The organism is Microbacterium excoecariae (genome assembly GCF_011326725.1).
Classification (GTDB): domain Bacteria; phylum Actinomycetota; class Actinomycetes; order Actinomycetales; family Microbacteriaceae; genus Microbacterium; species Microbacterium excoecariae.
In genome coordinates this window covers 734,433-752,566 of sequence record NZ_JAANCO010000001.1, presented here as the reverse complement: position 1 = coordinate 752,566, position 18,134 = coordinate 734,433, and the positions used below count along the sequence as shown (strand labels likewise).

The 18,134-nt window shown below is 73.0% G+C and carries 11 protein-coding genes; 2 read left to right on the top strand and 9 right to left on the bottom strand.

Annotated elements, in window-relative coordinates:
- Positions 1-1,095 (bottom strand): glycosyltransferase, encoded by a 1,095-nt coding sequence (locus G8E01_RS03280; protein WP_166315808.1) that lies wholly within the window; start codon positions 1,093-1,095, stop codon positions 1-3.
- Positions 1,096-1,179: 84 nt separating this feature from the next.
- Between G8E01_RS03280 and G8E01_RS03275 the strand changes: the two genes are divergently transcribed.
- Together G8E01_RS03275 and G8E01_RS03270 are read left to right on the top strand one after the other, a co-directional pair.
- Complete coding sequence (locus G8E01_RS03275) at positions 1,180-1,443, top strand: glutaredoxin domain-containing protein (protein ID WP_155049601.1); 264 nt, start codon at positions 1,180-1,182, stop codon at positions 1,441-1,443.
- A 41-nt stretch (positions 1,444-1,484) separates the two neighbouring features.
- Positions 1,485-1,859 (top strand): recombinase family protein, encoded by a 375-nt coding sequence (locus G8E01_RS03270; RefSeq protein WP_166315805.1) that lies wholly within the window; start codon positions 1,485-1,487, stop codon positions 1,857-1,859.
- 4 nt (positions 1,860-1,863) lie between these two features.
- Here the strand turns inward: G8E01_RS03270 and G8E01_RS12580 are convergent, their stop codons facing one another.
- The 8 genes from G8E01_RS12580 to G8E01_RS03230 are packed head-to-tail and all read right to left on the bottom strand — an operon-like array spanning position 1,864 to position 18,071.
- Positions 1,864-3,894, bottom strand: coding sequence for a protein kinase domain-containing protein (locus tag G8E01_RS12580; RefSeq protein WP_338100728.1), 2,031 nt, complete (start codon positions 3,892-3,894; stop codon positions 1,864-1,866).
- Positions 3,891-4,658 (bottom strand): FHA domain-containing protein, encoded by a 768-nt coding sequence (locus tag G8E01_RS13025; RefSeq protein WP_338100727.1) that lies wholly within the window; start codon positions 4,656-4,658, stop codon positions 3,891-3,893. Before G8E01_RS13025 ends, G8E01_RS12580 begins: the two co-directional genes overlap by 4 nt.
- Positions 4,655-5,500 (bottom strand): PP2C family protein-serine/threonine phosphatase, encoded by an 846-nt coding sequence (locus tag G8E01_RS03255; RefSeq protein WP_166315802.1) that lies wholly within the window; start codon positions 5,498-5,500, stop codon positions 4,655-4,657. Before G8E01_RS03255 ends, G8E01_RS13025 begins: the two co-directional genes overlap by 4 nt.
- A 1-nt stretch (position 5,501) precedes the next feature.
- A complete protein-coding gene (locus tag G8E01_RS03250) occupies positions 5,502-7,082 on the bottom strand; it encodes an RDD family protein (RefSeq protein ID WP_240921304.1) in 1,581 nt (526 codons plus the stop codon).
- A gap of 7 nt (positions 7,083-7,089) precedes the next feature.
- Positions 7,090-9,510 (bottom strand): transglutaminase TgpA family protein, encoded by a 2,421-nt coding sequence (locus tag G8E01_RS03245; protein ID WP_166315796.1) that lies wholly within the window; start codon positions 9,508-9,510, stop codon positions 7,090-7,092.
- Positions 9,507-10,823 (bottom strand): DUF58 domain-containing protein, encoded by a 1,317-nt coding sequence (locus tag G8E01_RS03240; RefSeq protein ID WP_240921303.1) that lies wholly within the window; start codon positions 10,821-10,823, stop codon positions 9,507-9,509. The genes G8E01_RS03245 and G8E01_RS03240 overlap by 4 nt, the downstream gene beginning before the upstream one ends.
- 2 nt (positions 10,824-10,825) lie before the next feature.
- The gene (locus tag G8E01_RS03235; RefSeq protein WP_155048641.1) at positions 10,826-11,806 is read right to left on the bottom strand and encodes an AAA family ATPase; all 981 of its coding nucleotides are present in this window, start codon (positions 11,804-11,806) and stop codon (positions 10,826-10,828) included.
- 37 nt (positions 11,807-11,843) lie between these two features.
- Entirely contained in the window at positions 11,844-18,071 is a 6,228-nt protein-coding gene (locus G8E01_RS03230; protein WP_166315790.1) for an Ig-like domain-containing protein, read from the bottom strand.
- Positions 18,072-18,134 lie beyond the last annotated feature (63 nt).

The following is an 18,134-nucleotide window of genomic DNA, read 5'->3' as shown; positions in this document are numbered from 1 at the left end:
TCAGGCGCGCGTGGCGGCGCGCTCGGCCGCCTCGGTCCGCGGCGCGTAGACGACGAGCGAGTGGAACGTGAAGCGGATCACGAACGCGACGGCGAGCGTGATCGCCGTCGCCACGGGGCTCGCGATCCCCCACGTCTCGACCATCAGCGCCATGACGGGGATCCGGACCGCCGCCTCGGCGTTGTTGAACCCGAACGACGTCGCGAACCGGCGCCAGAAGGCCCGCGCCTGGCGGCGCAGGTCGTGGAAGACGAAGCGCTCGGCCAGGAGGAAATTGGCGACGATCGTCGTCTCCGCCGCGATGATCGCGGCCCACACGTAGTCGGTCCCGAGGCTGGTGAGTGCCCACACGATCGCGACGTTCGCGACCGCGCCGAGAGCGCCGATGAGGGCGAACGCGCCCATCTTCCCGAAGCGCAGGAGCGCCAGCTGGTGCAGGAAGCGCGCCCCCTGCCGCACGGAGGCCTTCGAGGCGCCCGCGAACCGGTCGCCGAAGGTGAAGGGCACCTCGGCGACGGCAAGGTCGGTGCGCACGATGATCTCGAGGAGGATCTTGAACCCCCGCGGCCGCAGACGGTCGAGGTCGAGCAGCCGGCGATCCACCCCGAAAAAGCCCGTCATCGGGTCGGTCACGCGCCGGAGGCGGACGGGAAACATCGCGCGCGTCACGGCGGTGGAGGCCCGAGACACCAGGCGGCGCGTCGCGTCGGCGAGCCCCGTCGCGCTCCCGCCGCCGACGTACCGCGACGCCGCGACGATCTCGCCGTCGCCCGCGGCGAGCGCGGCGACGATGTCGGGGATCCGCTCGGGCGGGTGCTGGAGATCGCCGTCCATCACCACGCACACGTCGTGGGACGCGGCGCGCAGCCCCTCGATGACCGCGCCGCCGAGGCCGCCCGTCGGCCGGTCGCGGTGAACGACGCGCACCCGGCACGCCGCGCCCGCGGCGACGCGACGCACCTCGTCGGCCGTGCCGTCCGAGGAGTCGTCGACGAAGAGGATCTCGGCACCGGGGACCGCGCCGGCCGTACGCCGGACGAGCTCCGCCACGTTCTCCCGCTCGTTATAGGTCGGGACGATGACCGTTACGCTCACGCCCGCCTCCCCTCGACCACGCCTCCATCGTCCCACGGCGCCTCGCCCGGCCCCGCCCCGCCTGGCCGCGCATATTCTGGGAGCATGACTTCCGTTTCCCCTGACACCATCACGATGTTCGGCGCCGAGTGGTGCCGCGACTGCCGCCGCACGAAGGCGCAGCTCGACGGCCTCGGCGTCGCCTACACCTACGTCGACCTCGAGGCCGAGCCCGCGGCGGCAGACGTCGCGAAGGACATCTCGGGCCGCACGAACATCCCGGTCGTCGTGTACCCGGACGCCTCGCACCACGTCGAGCCGTCGAACGCCGACGTCGAGCAGAAGCTTCGCGAGCTCTCCCTCATCTGATCCGTCCCGGATCGCGCGCGCCCGGCCGGTAGGCTGGGCGCGTGAGCGAGCACGTCGAACAGGTCTTCACGCGCAACGACATCTGGCGCGCCCGGCCCGCGGGCTCGCGCCTGGTCGGCGTCGTCGTGGCGCGCGAGGGCATGCCCTCGATCGTGGAGCAGCGCCGCCAGCTCACGAGCTTCGGCGTTCCCATCGGCGGTTTCCGCCACCCGGCTCCGAACGTCGTCGAGACGTGGGAGGAGCGCCTGAACCGCCTGTTCGGCCGCCTCGAGCGCGGAGACGTCGTCGTGGTGACCAGCGCGCGCGTGTTCGGTCGCGACGCGCACGAGGAGGCGCGCACGATCGCCGAGCTCGGCAACCGCGGCATCATCATCAAGGTGCTCGCGCACGACGCCCCCGCCCCGGAGAGCGCCTGACCCGCTACCCCGGGTTTTCGACGCAGCCGCGCTCGTGCGCCGAGCGCTCGTCCCCGCGCTGGACGTACACCTCGATGCAGGTCTCGTCGCCGGGCTCGAGACCGATCGTCACGCTCGTGTCTCCGGTCGCGTTGTCGTAGGACGTCAGCTGATCGGCGACGGAGACGCCCCAGCGGTAGGAGTCGCCCAGCTGCGGCGACGGGTTCTCCCACGTGAAGGTCGCCTCCTGCCCCGTCACGATGCCCTGCAGGTTCGCGACGGGATCCACATCGCCCATCCGCACCGTGCTGTCGTCGCTGACCTCCTCCGGCTGCAGCATCGACACACCGTAGACGACCGCGCCCGCCACCAGCACGACCGCTACGGCCAGCGCCACCCACAGGATCCAGCGCCGCGAGCGGCGACGGATCGTCCGCTGTGAGCGCGTGATCGCCGGCGGCTCGCCGTCAGACACGCGGCTCGCGACGCGGAACTGGCTCGGATCCGCGCGCGGCACGCTCCCCGCCCCGAACTCGACGCGCGAGGCGAAGCGATACTCGGGGCCCGCGGGCCCCGTCCGAGGAGCGCGCGGCGCCGTGCGGTCGTCCGCCGGCGCGGGCGCCTGGCGCACGAGCGTGTCGTCCTCGGGGGCCGTGGCGGGCGGAGTCGCGGGGCGCACGACGGTGCGATCCTCGACGGGCTCGGACGGGGCGGCCGGCGCCGCGGCGGGGCGCGCCGCCGCGCGTTCGTCCGCGGGAGGCGCGGGGCGCACGACCGTGCGTTCGTCGGCGGGAGCGGACGCGGGTCGAACGGCCGTGCGTTCGTCCGCGGGAGCGGACGCGGGGCGCACGACCGTGCGTTCGTCCGCGGGCGGCGCGAAGGAGGCGGACGTGTCTGCGCGACCGCCCGCGGGCGGCTCCGGGGCCCACATCTCGGGCTCAGGCGCCGGGCTCGACGCCTGAGCGGGCGGGGCAAAAGCGGCGGGCGCGGGGGGCGCGAAATCGGAGGCGGGCGTCGGCCCCGCCGCGGCGGCGTCCTCCGCGGGCTCCGCGATCGTCTCCGGCGCGGCGGGGACCGCGTCCTGCGACGGGCGGACCGGCGGCGCCGCGGGCACGGACCGCAGGCTGCGGATCCGCGTGACGCCCGTGTCGTCCGCGTCCTCGCCCGCGGCGGCCGCGTCGTCGTGCTCGCCGTCGTCGAGGATGTCGATCGGCGTGACGGAGTGGCCGAGCTCGATCTGCACCTTCTGCAGCGCCCGCGCGAACGCCGCCGCGCTGGCGAAGCGATCGCGCGGATCCTTCGCCATCGCGCGGGCGAGCACATCGACGAGCGACTGGGGCACGTCGGCACGCTGGAGGTCGGGCACCGGCTCGCGCTCGATGCGCGCAATGAGGGCGCCCGTGCCGTTGTCGCCTCCCGGCACCTCGAACGGCGAGCGGCCCGCGAGGAGGGTATAGACCGTCGCGCCGAGCTGGTAGACGTCGCTGCGCGGGTCGCTGCGCGGCGGATCCGCGAACGCCTCCGGCGGCGACCACGGCACGGACACGCCCTGGCTCTCGTCGGGGTTGGCGAGCGAGGACGCGATGCCGAAGTCGGTCAGCGCCGGGCGGTTGTACGCCGTGACGAGGATGTTCGCCGGCTTGATGTCCCGGTGCAGCACGTGCGCGCGGTGCGCCGTCTCGACCGCGGCGGCCACGGGGATCCCCGTGTGCAGCGCCTCGTCCACCGCGAAGCGCTCGCGGCGATAACGCACCTGCAGGTTCGGGCGCGGGCAGTATTCCATCGCCAGGTACGGCCGCCCGTCGGAGGCGACGCCCGCCTGATAGACGGCGACGATCGCCGGGTGGCTCGACAGCATCGCCATCACGTTGGCCTCGGCCGTGAACTGCGCGGCGGAGGTCGAGATGCGGTCGGGCAGGAGCACCTTGATGGCGACCCGCCGCCGCGGCAGCTTCTGCTCGTACAGGAACACGTCGGCGAAGCCGCCGGATCCGAGCAGCTCGAGGTACGTGAAACCGGGGATCTCGGGCGGGGTGGACGGCGCGCGGCGCGTCACGGGAGATCCTCAAACGCGACGGTCACGCCGTCGCCGAGATCGAGGACGTCGCCCGTCACGACGACGGTCGCCTCGCCGGCGCGCAGGCGCACCGGATCCGCCCCGTCGCGCACGAGCCGTGTGCCATTGGTCGTGCGCAGGTCGGTGACGACGACGGCGTCGTGATCGGGAACGATCTCGACGTGCGAGCGCGAGATGTCGAGCTCGGGGCTCGCGACCGTCACGAGGAGCGGCGCATCGTCCAGCGGCACGCGCGTCAGGCGCGGGGCCCGACCGATGATCACGGGGCGCGCGAGCGTGTGGGTCTCGCCCGTCGACAGGCGGATCCGCGGCATCGCCACAGGGCGCGTGATCGCGGAGCGCGCGATCGTCGCGCCGTCGTGATCGCCGGGGGCCTGGGCGCGCATCGCGCGCAGCTGCGCGAGCGACACCGTGGCGCCGTCGTGGTCGCCGTCCGGCGCCGCCGGCGGGACCGCCGGCGGCGCCGCCACCGGAATCTCGATGCTCTCGGGCGTCTCCACGTCGATCAGGGTCTCGTGGGTGGCCTCGGCGGGGGTGCCGTCCGCGACCTCGAGCGGCACGTCCCCGTGCCGCTCGGTCCTCCCGCCGGGCGTCCGGTCCACGACGACGCCCCAGGCCAGGCGCGCGACGGCCGCGCGGCCCGCGTCGAGCGAGAGGTCCAGGGCCCCCTGCACGGCGCCGAGGTCCGACCCCGCGGGAACGAGCGCGATGCCGGCCGCGCCCACGACGAGCGCCGACGTCACGAGTCGCTCCCGGGCAGGCCCGATCGAGGAATCGTGTCGGAGGCGACCGAACCGGATCGCTCGATCGTCGCGACGTCGATCTCGTCGTCCCGCGCGGCCGCGATGCGGGGTGCGTGCGCGACGTGGCGGGCGTCGACGACGATCGCCGTCGCATTGTCGCGGCCGCCCGCGGCGATCGCGCGGCGCACGAGCTCGGCGGCGGCCTGCCGCGGGTCCGGCGTCGTGCGGAGCACATCGGCGATCACGCGGTCGTCCAGCTCGCCCGTGACGCCGTCGGAGCACGCGAGGATCCGGTCGCCCACGTGCGCGGGGAACATCCACATGTCCACCGACTCGGCGTTGCCCGCCCCGAGCGCGCGCGTGACGATGTGCCGGCGCGCGTCGGTGCGCGCGGACTCCTCGGCGAGCGTGCCAGCGTCGACCATCTCCTGGACGACGGAGTGATCGACGGTCAGCTGCTCGAGGCGGCCGCCGCTCAGGCGATAGGTGCGCGAGTCGCCGACGTTGAGGATCATCCAGTACCCCTCGCCGTGCACCTCCGCGACCACCGCGCCCGTGAGCGTCGTGCCCGCGCCGGACTCGTGAGACGCGGAGAACCGGTCCAGCCGGGCGCGCACCTCCTCCACGGCGTCGCGCACCTCGTCGACCGTGAGGAAATCGCGCCCCGCGAAGTGAGCGAACGCGCCGACGGCCGCGGCGGAGGCGATGTCGCCCGCGTCGTGCCCGCCCATGCCGTCCGCGACGAGGAAGCACGGCGAGGACGCGAGCGCCGCGTCCTCGTTCACGCGGCGCCGCCCGCCGTCCGTCGCCGCGCCCGCGGCGGTCGTGATCGCTGCGGTCATGTCAGAGCGATCCCACCTGCTCGACCGTCGCGCGACGCTCCCCGATCGTGAGGGCGTCGCCCGCCGCGAGGGGTGTCGGCGTGCCGGGGGCGGCGGTGAACTCGGTCCCCGCGCGTTCGATCACGACGCCGTTGGTCGAGTGCAGATCCGTGACGGTCGCGCTGTCCCCGTCCAGGGCGATCTCGAAGTGCGTCTTCGACAGCGACATCGTGTCGTCGGCGATCGCGACGACCTCGCCCGGCCCCGACGGGTTGCGGCCGAACACGGTGCGCTCGGCGACCACCGACCGGGTGCCGTCGTCCCACGCGAGCGTCACCGTCGGCGGCGTCGCCGCTGCGCCGCGATTGACGACGATGGTGTCGTCCACGAAGTCGTCGTCGGTCGGCGGCGCGACGGGCTGCTCGAACGCGGGTGCCGCGGGCTGCGCGGGATCCTCGAACGCGGGCGGCGCGGCAGGGGCGGGCGGGACAGGGGTGTCGAACGCGGGCGGCGCGGCGGGCTGCTCGAAGACGGCAGCGGGCGCGCCGGGCGGCTCGGACACGGGGGCCGTCGGCGGGGCGGGGGCCTCGTACATCGGCGGGGCGGGCGTGTCGAAGGCGGACGGCGCCGGCGGCGCCGGCTCGTCGAACGCGGGGGCCGGGGGCGCGTCGGCGGGGGCCGCGTCGGCGCGGATGTCGTCGCCGCGGCGCTCGTCGGTCACGCCGGGCACGAACGCGATCGGACCGTCGGATGCCACCGGGCCGTCGCCGGTCACCGGCGCCACGGGCGCGGCCGGCGCGGCGAAGGTCGGGGGCGCGGGCGGGGCGGTCGGGGCCGCGAACGCAGGGGGCGCGGGAACCGAGGTCGCGAACGGGTCGGCGGGTGCCGCGGGAGCGCCCGGCGCCTCCCACGCCGCCTGCTGCGTCGCGGGAGCGGCCGGCGCCTCCCACCCGGCCGCGGGCGAGGGCGTCTGCCACCCGGCCGCGGGCGCAGCGGCGGGCGCTCCCGCCGGGGCCGGGTCGTCGGCGACCTGCGGACGCGCGGCGCCGGTATCTCCCACGGCGGGCGCGGGCGCATGGTCCGCGTCGACCACAAGGGCTCCCGACACGCGGTCGTGCCACCCCTGACGGCGCCCGGACGAGTCGAAGAACACCGAGAAGTACCCCACGATGATCGACGCCCCGAGGGCCCAGATCACGTATCGCAGGAGCGCCCTGCCGAAGCCGAGCGGGTCTCCCGAATCGGCGCGCACGAGGCGGATCCGGAACCATCGCTGGGCGAACGAACCGCGCCCGCCCTGCATCGCGATGTAGACGATCGCGAACGCGAGCCCCGCGACCGCGGGCAGGCCGAACAGGGCCGTGGCGGCGGCGGTCTCGCCCGCGAGGATCATCGGCACGGCGATCGCCAGGACGATCCCGCCGACGATCGACACCGCGACGCTGATAAGGGCCATGTCGACGATGTACACGCCGACGCGGCGCCCGATCGTCGCGATCCCCGGCACCTGAGGGCGCGGCGCCTGCGGCGCCTGGGGGGCCTGAGCGCCAGGGTTCGGGCCGTACGCGGGCTGGCTCGCGTACCCCGACTGTCCGGTCGACATGCTCACGTCATCGTCCTCTCGCACTCGCGGAAGCTCTCGCCTCTGCGACCTTCTCACGGATCCATGCGCCCGCGCGACGAAGTGGGGAGTTCTTCCCCAGCGCCCGCAGGCTCAGCCGCGCGCGCAGCCGGGCGAAGCGGGTCGACTTCTGGCGCAGGTCGCCGACGACCTGGTCCACCTCGCCCCAGTACGCGCGCACCTCGTCGTCGCTCGGGTCGACGGGCGCGAACACGCCCCCGTCCGCCCGCACGGCCAGGGCGGTCACGCGCGGCTCGTCGAACGCCGCGCCCACCGTCGCGGCCTCCTCGTGGCGCGTCAGGCCGACGGGCAGGGCCGCCTTCCGGTACGCGCCGAGGTCGGTCGCCCGGTCGACGAGCTCTTCCCAGCCGCCCGCGATCCGGTCGGCGGGAAGCTCCGCGTTCTCGCGGCGACGGCGCTTCGCCACCTTGAGGGCGCCAATGATGAACAGCGGGGACAGCAGCAGCGCGATGACGAGCAGGCTGATGCCCGTCGCGACGATGATCTGCCACACGAGCGGCGAGAAGAACGGCTCGTCCTCCTCGACGTCGTCGCGCTCGTTGGGCACGAGCGGGGGCTCGTCGGCCGGCTCCTGCGGCGGGGGCGGGGGCTGGAGGACCTGCGGGCGCGGCTCCTGCCGGGGGCGCTCCGTGATCTCCTCGGGCTCGTTGTCCTCGGGCGGGGTCGGGTCGAAGGCGACCCATCCGAAGCCCTCGAAGGCGACCTCGACCCAGGCGTGCACGTTCTCGCCGGTGGCGACGAACGGATCCACGTCGGGATCGTTCTCGTCGGCGTGGAAGCCCATGACGACCCGGGCGGGCATGCCCAACTCGCGCGCCATGAGCGCCATCGCGACGGCGTACTGCTCGTCGTCGCCGACGCGCTGGTCGGCGGTGAGGAGCTGCGCGATGCGCTGCGCGCCGTGGCCCGCGCGCGACTGTGGGTCGTCCTCCTCGCGGCCCGTGTCCTCCTTCGAGAGGCCGTGGCTGAAGTAGCTGTTGCGCAGCCACTCCTCCAGGGCCTCGACGCGCGCGTAGGCCGAGAGCGCGCCCTCGACCTGCGCGTCGGCCTCGTCGAGCACGTCCGCCGCGACGGACGCCGCGTCCTCGGGTGCCCCAATGACCGGCGGGAGCTCAACCTGCGCGAACGGCGCGTCGCCGATATCCTCGGCCGTCGGCTCCTCGGGAAGAACGGCGCTGACGGTGTACTGGTCGCCGGCGGCGAGCCCGCTCACCGCGATGCCCGTCCCCGTGGCCTCGTTGAAGTAAGTCCCGCGCCGCAGCGCGTCCGCGCGCTGACCGGATCCGCCGAACGCGATCTGGTCGACGACCCCGAGGTCCGGGAGCCAGGCGCCCGCGTACTCGTCGATCGCGACAGTCACCTCGACCGGCTCGCCCGCGACGCCCTCGGCCATGTTGCTCCGCAGCGGCGAGAAGTCGCTCGAGGCCCCTGCCCCCTCGTCCGAGACGTTGTAGACGAGACCGTCGTACCCGTCGAGGACCGCGAGGCGCACGCGCGCGCCCTCGGGGAGGCCGGAGACGGTGAACAGCGCGTCCTCCGACGAGGGATGATCGCGCACGATCGACCGCCAGGATTGCAGGGGGCTCGCGTACTCGTACAGCTCGAACGGCGGGACGATCGTGTCGCGCGCCACCTCGCGCACCTCGTTGGGAGCCGCGAGCGCCTGAGACGCGATGCCGAGGCCCGCCGCCACGGCGACGATGAGCGCGCCCGCGACGGCGCGCGCGCCCGCCCCGCCGGAGGATCCGCGGCCCGCGCGCCCCTCGATAGAGACGACCGAGCGGCGGGGCGACCAGGCTTCGCGCACGGCGAGCCAGCCGATCGTGACGGCGACGAGCGAGGCGCCCAGCACGTACGGCATCCACACCGGCGGGCGCGGGCTGCCGAGCACGATCGCGAACACGGTCGCGGCGAACACCGGCAGGAGCGCCCACACGGGCGGGCTGACGCGCAGCGCGAGGCTACCCGCCACGACCGAGAAGACGAGGATGGTCGCGAACGGCACGAGGAGGTGCCCGTCCTCCACCGCCACGGGGACGACGGTGGTGAGGAACGACTTCCACGAGGTCACGGCGCCGACGGCAAGCTCGCGCAGCGTCGTAAGCGTCGGGATCACCCCGCCGATCGTCGTGTCCGGCAGCGCGAGCGCGCCGCCGAGGACGAAGTACGCGCCGACGGTAGCGGGCGCGAGCACGAGGATCCCCCACCGCCAGATCGCGCCGGCCGAGGCGAGGGCGAGCCCCGCGGCGAGGGCCCCGTAGGCGCCGACGAAGAACCGGGCGCTGTCGAAAACGGCCCAGAAGATGAGGATCGGCACGCTGAACAGCGCGACCATCGCGCCGAGGTCGAGCACCCAGCGGCGCATCGTGAGGCGTTCGGGGGCGCTCATCCGAGGGCCCTCCGCATCGCGGTGGGCAGCTGATCGAGAGTGCCCAGCGTGAGCACGTCCGCGTCCGCGATGCGGCGCAGCTGCGGATCCGCCCCCTCCTCGGCGATGCACACGAGCGTGCGCGCGCCCACGGGAACACGGGCCGCCGCCGCCTTGAGGTCGGTCGCGGTCGCGCCGCGGCCCGTGACGAGCACGACGAAGCTCGCCGACGGGACGTCGGTGCCGACAAAGGCGCCGAGCTCCGCGATCCCCTCGGGCATCCGCTCGGCCTCGAAGTCCGACAGGGAGTCGAGCATGCGGCGCTCGCTGCCCGCGCGCAGCGACGTGCCCTGCGTGCGCAGGTCCACCTCGAACGCGTCGCGCATCGCGCGGCGGCCGATGGACGCGCCAAGCGAGACGGCGAGCTCGAACTCCTCGTCGGTGCGGTACTCGCGGGCGGAGCGCGAGATCGCGATCACGAAATGCGAACGCCGCGTCTGCTCGTAGGTGCGCATCATCAGCACGCCCGTGCGGGCCGACGAGCGCCAGTGCACGTGGCGGAGGTCGTCGCCGGGCTGGTACTCGCTCAGCGCGTGGAAGGAGATGTCGTCGCGCGCGAGGTCGGTCGTCGGCATGCCCTCGAGGTCGCGCACGAACCCGAGCGACTCGCCGTCGAACGGCACGGTGCGCGGGTGGACGTAGAGGTCGGTCGGGTCGTCCTTGCGCTCGACCCGCTCGAAGAGGCCGAGCGGATCGCCCCGCAGCACGCTGACGGGCCCGATGGGCAGCACGCCGCGGCGCTGGGTGGGGATCCGGAACAGCTCGGTAACGCTCTCCGCCTGCGCGAGCCGGCGCACGGCGAAGATGCCACGCCCCTGCCCGACCGGCAGCACGACCCGCGAGGCGGGGATCGCGCGCGAGGTGGGATTCGTGAGGATCAGCCCGCCCTGGGCGTGCTCGCCGACGACGACGCGGTCGCGATTGAGGTCGAGCGAGACGTCGTACGCCGTGCGCCCGAGGAGGAACGCGCCGCAGGCGACGACGATGACCGTCAGCGCGATCGCCCCCGTCGTCATCTCCCGCCAGCCGTAGAGCGGCCCGATGACCCACAGCACGATCGCCCCGAGGATCGCGAGCCACCCGATCGGGCGCACGACCCGCGCGCCGCGCAGCACCGCGGATCCGGCCCGACCGGCGAGCACGAGCGCGACGCGCCACCACGGCACGCGCGCCTCGGCCGGTCCGTCAAAGCGCGGCGTGTCGGCGGCCGAGGGGTCGCCCGGCACGGCCGCGCCCTCGGGCACGGCCGTGATCGGCGCGAACGGGGCGCTCATGCTCACGCAGTCGTCGTCTGCGCGCGGTTCTGCGGCGCGGGCACGTCGCCCAGCACGCGCTGCACGACCGTGCTCTGCACGACGCCCGCGAACTCGGCCTCCGGGTCCATGACGAGGCGGTGCGCCCAGGCGGGCTGCGCGAGCACCTTGATGTCGTCGGGGATGACGTAGTGGCGGCCCTGGGCCGCGGCCCACACCTTGGCGAGGCGGATCATCGCGAGCGCGCCGCGGACCGAGACGCCGAGGCGCGTGTCCTGGTCGGCGCGGGTGGCCTCCGCGAGCTCGGCGGCGTAGCGCAGCACCGCGCCGTCGACGTGCACGGTCTGCCCGAGGTCGGCCATGTCGGCGATCGCGTCGGTCGTGATGAGCGGCGTCAGGCGCGAGGACGGGTTGCGCTCGGCGGATCCGGCGAGAATCCGCTCGGTCACCTCGACGGTCGGGTAGCCGATCGACGCCTTGATGAGGAAGCGGTCAAGCTGCGCCTCGGGCAGCTTGTAGGTGCCGGCCGTCTCGATGGGGTTCTGGGTCGCGATGACGAGGAACGGGCGCCCGACCTCGTGCGTCACGCCGTCGACCGTCACTCGGCCCTCCTCCATGACCTCGAGGAGCGAGGACTGCGTCTTCGGCGAGGCGCGGTTGATCTCGTCGGCGAGCAGGATCGACGTGAACACGGGGCCGCGGTGGAAGTCGAACGACTGCGTCTTCTGGTCGTAGATCGTCACGCCCGTGACGTCGCTCGGGAGCAGGTCGGGGGTGAACTGGATCCGAGTGGACGTGCCCTGCACGGTCGCCGCGAGCGCCTTCGCGAGGCTCGTCTTGCCTGTGCCCGGGGCGTCCTCCAGCAGCACGTGCCCCTCGGCGAGCATCGACGCGAGCACGAGGCTCACGACGTCGCGCTTGCCCATGAGCGCGCGATCGACGTTGTCGACCAGGCGGTTGAACGTGCCCTGGAACCAGCCGGCCTGCTGCGGCGTCATCGTCATTGTCGGATGTCCTTCGTGGGTGTGTGGTCGTGCCGGATCATTCGGCGGGCTTGGCCGGGAGCGTGATCTCGTTCGAGATCGCGCCGCCCGGGATGAACTGGTCGTCCTCGATGAGGAACCGCGCCTGCTTGTCGTACTGACCGTCGAAGCAGCTCACGGGGAAACCGAGCGCGTCCGCGCCTGCCGTTCCGAAGCTGCCGGTCTGCCAGCCGCCGCCGACGTTGCGCCAGAAGCCGTCGTAGACCTGGCAGCGGTACTCGTATTGGTCGCGCGGGTAGTCGTCGCGCACGCCGGTCGCGAGCGGACCGGTCAGGTTGCTGTACTTCAGGACGACCTGGCCGTCTTCCTTGCGGGCGTAGAAGGTGGGCGTCGGCGCCGTGGAGGTGGCCTGCGCGCTCGTCTCCTGCACGGGCTTGTTCTGGCCAATACCGGCCTGGTCACGCGAGGTGACGGTCACGGTCAGCGTCTGGCCCGGGCGCACGAGCACGCCACGCTCCCATCCCGTCAGGTGAGCGTTGCCGTCGGCCGCCGGGTGCTCCCACGTCTCGTAGAACGTGCGTCCGTCGATCGCGAAGACGATGTGCACCTCCTCGAGCCAGTAGCCGTTGGCGTACGCGTCGACGCGGACGCGCTGCTCTCCCGCCGTGCCCGAGATCTGGACCGTGGGCTGCGCGAGCGGACCCCACGGCTTCACGCGGTTACTCGACGTCTTCTCGGCGCCGAACAGCGCGCCCTCGTCGTCGTTCACGCGCGTGTACGCGCGCACGGCCGGCTGCTGCCAGATGCCGTTCTGCGCCGCGACGGTCCCGGATCGCCGGTCGCCGGAGGAGGAGACGGATCCGAAGTCCTGCCACGCCCCGTCGCTCAGGCGGTACTGATAACCCACCTCGTTGTCGCGCACGCCGTTGGGGTCGGCCTTCGTCCACGAGATCGTGATCTGGCCGTCGCCCGCGGACACGGAGACGTCCGACGGCGCGCCCGGCTCGCTGTACGAACGGATCGCCTCGGTCGCGGGGCTCGCCTTCCCGCGGCCCTCGCGGTTCTCGCCGGCGATCGTGAACTGATAGTCCGTGGCCGACGTGCGCGCCGAGACGACAACGCGGTTGCCCGAGTTCGCGAACTCCTCCGTACGCACCACGTTGCCACCCTGGATGAAGTTCACGACCCACGTGTCGATCGCGTCGCCCCCGTTGTCCGCCACGGCGGGCCACGACAGCGCGAACTCGTTCACGCCGTACGAGCGAGACTCGCGCGCCACGGTGGGCTTCTCGGGCGCGCTCGGCACGGTCGCGGGCTTCTCGCTCGCCGACCACGGGCTCCACGCCCAGCCGTCGTCGCTGCGCACGTCGGCGCGGTTCATCGCCGCGACCTGGAACCGGTACTGGCGGCCGTTCTCGAGGCCGTCGAAGATGCGGCTCGTCGCCGTGGAGTTTGCGAAGCGGTGCGTCGTGACGGAGGATCCGTCGTTGATCCGCACGAGGTACCCCGACACGGGCGAGCCATCGCTGTTCGGCTGGTTCCACGAGATCCCCAGCCGCTGATCGCGCTCGCCCGCCGACAGCGTGAACTGCGGCGCCTCGGGCGCCTCGGGCTTGACGTCCGGGCGCACGACGATGCTCTGCGCCGAGGCGGCCGACGGCCCGACCTCGTTCACGGCCGTGACCTGGAACTGGTACTCCTTGTTGTTCACGAGCCCCGTGAGGCGGCACACCGTCGACGCGCAGGTCTGCTCGAAGCTGCCGTCCGTCGCGCGCACCTCGTAGGCCGTGATCTCGGCGCCGTTGTTCGAGGGCGCCGTCCACGACAGCGTCGCCTCGCGGTTGCCGACCTCGGACGGATCCGGCGTGCCCGGCGCGTCCGGGACGCCCAGGACGGTGCCCGTAATGCGCCCCTGCACGTAGCGGTCGGGGTCGTCCGTGATGTCGGCGATCGTGTAACGCACCGTGAGGTAGCCATGGAAGTCGCCGCCCGGCGTGACCGTGACGCTCGAGTCGTCGTGGGACACGGATCCGTCCCCCGCCTCCACAACCGCGTCGATCACGCGGAGCGACCCCTCGCCCTCGAAGGGGTTGAAGTCGTTCGCGAGCACGCCGACCTGCTGCGGTTCGCCCTGGTGGATCTCCCCCAGGTCCTCATCGTTCGCGACCGGCAGCGATCGCGCCGACGCCGTGACGGAGAGGTCGACGGTGCCCTGCACGGGGTCGTTCTCGCCGTCGCTGACCGCGATCGCGAGGCTCGTCGCGACCCCGCGGGTATCGGGCGAGGCCTCGACCGTCAGCGTGGAGCCGCTGATCGAGACGGAGATCCCGTCGGGAGCGCCGTTCGTGTGGGTGTACGCGATCTCGTCCTCGTCGATGTCGAACGTGCGCGCGGACAGGTCGATGGACACGGGGCCGTCGCCGGCGCCCACGCTCATCGTCGTGTTCGTGAACTCCGGCGGCTCGTTCTCGGGTGTGAGCACCGTGATGGGGATCGTGATGACCGACTTGCGGCCGTTCGGGTCGTCGGGCCCGTCGCCGTCCGTGACCTCGAAGGTGATGTCGTCGCTGCCCTGGTAGCGGTACTCGGACCGGTACTGCAGCGTCGTCTCGTCCTTGACGAGGTTCGTGCCGTCGCCGTGGTTAACGGAGACGGCATCGCTATTCGTGATCCGCACGTCGAGGCCCTCGGCGACCGTGACGTATTCCGACAATGGAATGTCGATCAGCTCGTTGCTGGGCGCGGTGATCGCGGCGCCCTCGGCGAGCACGGGACGCAGGTCGTCCTTCGCGGGGACGATGAGGAACGCCGACGCGGTCTGCCCGTCGGGGTCGGTCACCGTGTACGGGATCGTCTGGCGCCGGTCCTCGACGGCGACGCGGACGAAGCCCGGGCCCTCCTCCGGCAGCGGCTCGACGCCCGCGACCTCGACGGTGAGCGCGTCGGTCGTGCCGTCCGGATCCTCGTCGTTCACGAACAGGTCCACGTCGGCCGTGAAGTCTCCCGTCACCATGCCGATGAGCACGCGGTCGTCGCGGGCGATCGGCGCCTCCAGCGGGACGTCCTCCGCGACGGTGACCTGCACGACGCCGCGCGAGGTGTTGCCCACCTCGTCCTCGATCGTGTACTCGAACTGCGAGACGAGCTCGTGGTTCGGCGCGGTGACGATGACGCGGTCGCCCGACACCTCGGCCGCGAACTCCGGGTCGTCGGTGTGGAACTCGATGCCGTCCGGCACGAGGCCGAACTTGTCGCCGTCGGGGTCGGAATCGTTCGCCAGGACGGGGACCGAGACGGCACGGCCGGGACGCATCGCGATCTCGTCGGTCATGGCGTTGGGCGGCTGGTTGACGCCCTCCGGCGGCGCGATCCCGATCGTCACGGTCGCGATCGACTCCTCGCCGAACGTGTCGGCCACCCGGTACTGGAAGGAGTCGGCGCCCGCCGCGTTGCGGTACGCCTCGTAGGTGAAGTAATCGGGCCCGGTCTCCGTGACGCGGCCCTGGCTCGGAGCCGACGAGATGCCGACGAGATCGACCATGTCGCCGTCGGGGTCGATGCCCTCGAGGGGGATCTCGATGCGCGTGTCCGTGCCGGCCAGAGCGCGCGCCGTCACGGAGACGGGATCCGGCGCCGCGTTGTTGTCCTGGTTCCAGGGCGTGATGTTGATGCGGATGAGGCCCGCGCTCTTCTGCCCCTTGTCGTCGACGATCTCGTAGATCGCCGTCGCCTGGCCGCGCGCGTCCTCGGCCGCGCGGAACCGCACGGTGTCCTGCGACACGAACGCCTCGCCGAGCTTGGCGGCGGGCGCCTCGACGAGCTCGGGCACGACGCTGAAGCTCTCGCCGTTGGGGTGGTGATCGTTGTCCGTGACGGGGATCGTCACGACGTCGCCCGCGCGCACGACGGCGGTGTCGTCCTCCGTGACGGGCGGCTGGATCTTGTCGCTCGGCGGCACGGGGATAACGACGATCTCGCCCGTCGCGCCCTTCTGGCCGTTGTGCACGCGATAGGTCAGCACGATCTGCTCCGCGAGCATCGCGCGGTCCGTGATGCGCACCGAGGCGTGCCCGAGCACGGCGGCCGAGACGCCCGCGCCCGAGGGGGTCTGCACCGACTGCACGACGAGCACGCCGCCCGCCGGATCCACGTCGTTCTGCAGGACGTCGATGAGGACCTCGCCGCCGCCCGGCAGGTACGCCGTGTCGCGCACCGCGACGGGGGGCTCGTCCGAGGCCTCGGCGTTCTCGCGCACGTCCACGCGGATGAGGCCGGCGGCGGACTGCGTGCCCGCCGTCGCGGTGTAGTCCACGTAATAGGTCCCCGCGACGAGCCCCGTGACCTCGAGGGAGTTCGTCTGCGCGTTGGCGGAGATCTCGAGGCCGGACACCTGGGTCACGCCGCCGAGCGTGAGCTCCTCGCTCGCCGCGTTGAGGTCGTTGGCGAGCGGCTCGACGGTGCCCGTGGCGCCCTCGTCGATCACGAGGTGGTCCGTGTTCGTGACGGGCCGGACCGTGCCGACGGGCCGCACGTCGAGCGCGAGCTCACCCGTCGACTCCGCCTCGCCGTCCGAGACCGTGACCGACACATCGAGCGGGCCCTGGTGGCCCGAGCGCGCGTGATAGGTGATCTGGCCGTCGGGGGTGAAGGTCGCCTCGTCGCCCTCGGCCGGCGTCACGCCGGCGAGGTAGATGTCGTCGCCGTCCGGGTCGATCCAGTCGGGGAGCACGTTATAGGTGACGGATCCGCCCGTCTCGACCGCGACGGTGGGGCGCTGGTCCTTCTGCGCGGGCGCCTGGTTCTCCTCGTGCGGGTGCACGGCGAAGGTCACGCGCGCCGAGTCCGACAGGCCCCGGCCGTCGTCCACCCGATAGGTGAACGTGCCCTCGCCCGAGGTCTCGTTCGCCGCGAGCGTCACCTGGACGGCCTTGCCCTCCTGGATCGTCTCTACTCGCCCGATCGCGGGCTGGTCCTCGATCGAGATCGTGAGGAGGTCCCCGTCCGGGTCGTTGTCGTTGTCGAGCACGGGCAGCACGACCGAGCGCCCCGGGCGCACACCGTACTCATCGTCGTGCGCCTCCGGCGGCCGGTTGTCCTTCGTGCGGTCCGGCGGGGTGATCTCGGTGACCTCGGTCTGCTCGACCTCGTCAGACTCCTGGTCGTCGCCCTCCGGCGGCGTCAGGTCGTCCCAGTTGTCGACGAGCTGCATCGTGGTCGAGGCGAGCCAGGACTTCCCGCCCGCAAGGTCGTTGACGACGACCTGCCCGCCGCGCGCACGCAGCACGAGCGGCGCGTCGCCCGGCGCGTTCTCCAGGGGCTGGGCGAGGTCGCGGTCGGCGCCGTCGCAATCGCGCAGCACCTGGCCGGATCCGCGCCACACCCCGTACACGCACCCATCGACGACGACGGGGCTCTGCGGCTCGCCCTCGGCGCCCGCGGGCACGGAGCTCGCCTCGGATCCGTCGAGCGGCACGCTGACGAGGGACGACGTCGTCGCGACGCGGACGCTCGGCCCCGCGGCCGCGTCCTCGGCGATGCGGGCCTCGCCCGCGGCGCCCACCGACGTCTCCAGCCCGCCCGCCGTCACGACGTACCCCGAGGTCTGGTCGAGGATGACGGCCTGGTCGCCGACGGTGGTGATCTGGAGCTCATCGCCCGGATCCACGCTCTCGAGCGGCGACTCGATCGGCTCCCCCTCGGGGAGCCCGTCGGCGGCGGTCTCGATCGTGTAGAGCGTGCGCTCCTCGGCCGACGCGGCGTGCACCGCGCCGTCGACGCCGACGGTCACGACTGCGTCGGCGGGAAGCTCGAGGGTCGGCTCCGACTCCTCGACGGAGAAGGCGCCCATGTCGGTCGTCGGCATGATGAACAGCCCGCCGGTCGACGGGGCGAGGATCGCCAGGGTCCCGCCGCCCTCCTCGACCGCGGATCCGGCCTCGAGGCTCACGCGCTCGCCCAGGACCATGGCGGCGCCGTCGACGCGCGAGAGCGTGTTGTCGCGGCGGTCGTGCAGCAGCACGTTCTCGCCGGACTGCAGGATCCCGATCTCGGACGACGTCGCGCCGCGCAGCTGCCCGTCGAGGAGCGCGGACTCGGTGTTCAGGTGTCCCATGACCTCGCTGGAGGACTTCGTCACCCACACGCTGCCGTCGTCGAGCTCGACCTCGGCGGTCGGGTTGCCCTCGTACGCGACGGCGAAGCCGGCGAGCACGATGGATCCGGCGACGACGACGGAAGCGCCGGCGACGGACGCCTTGCGCTCGCGCATCCAGGCGAACACACTCATCTGCGGCTGCTCCCCCAAGCAGATTCGGGCAACGGGCGTGGGGGCCGCGCTCAGCCGAGCGGC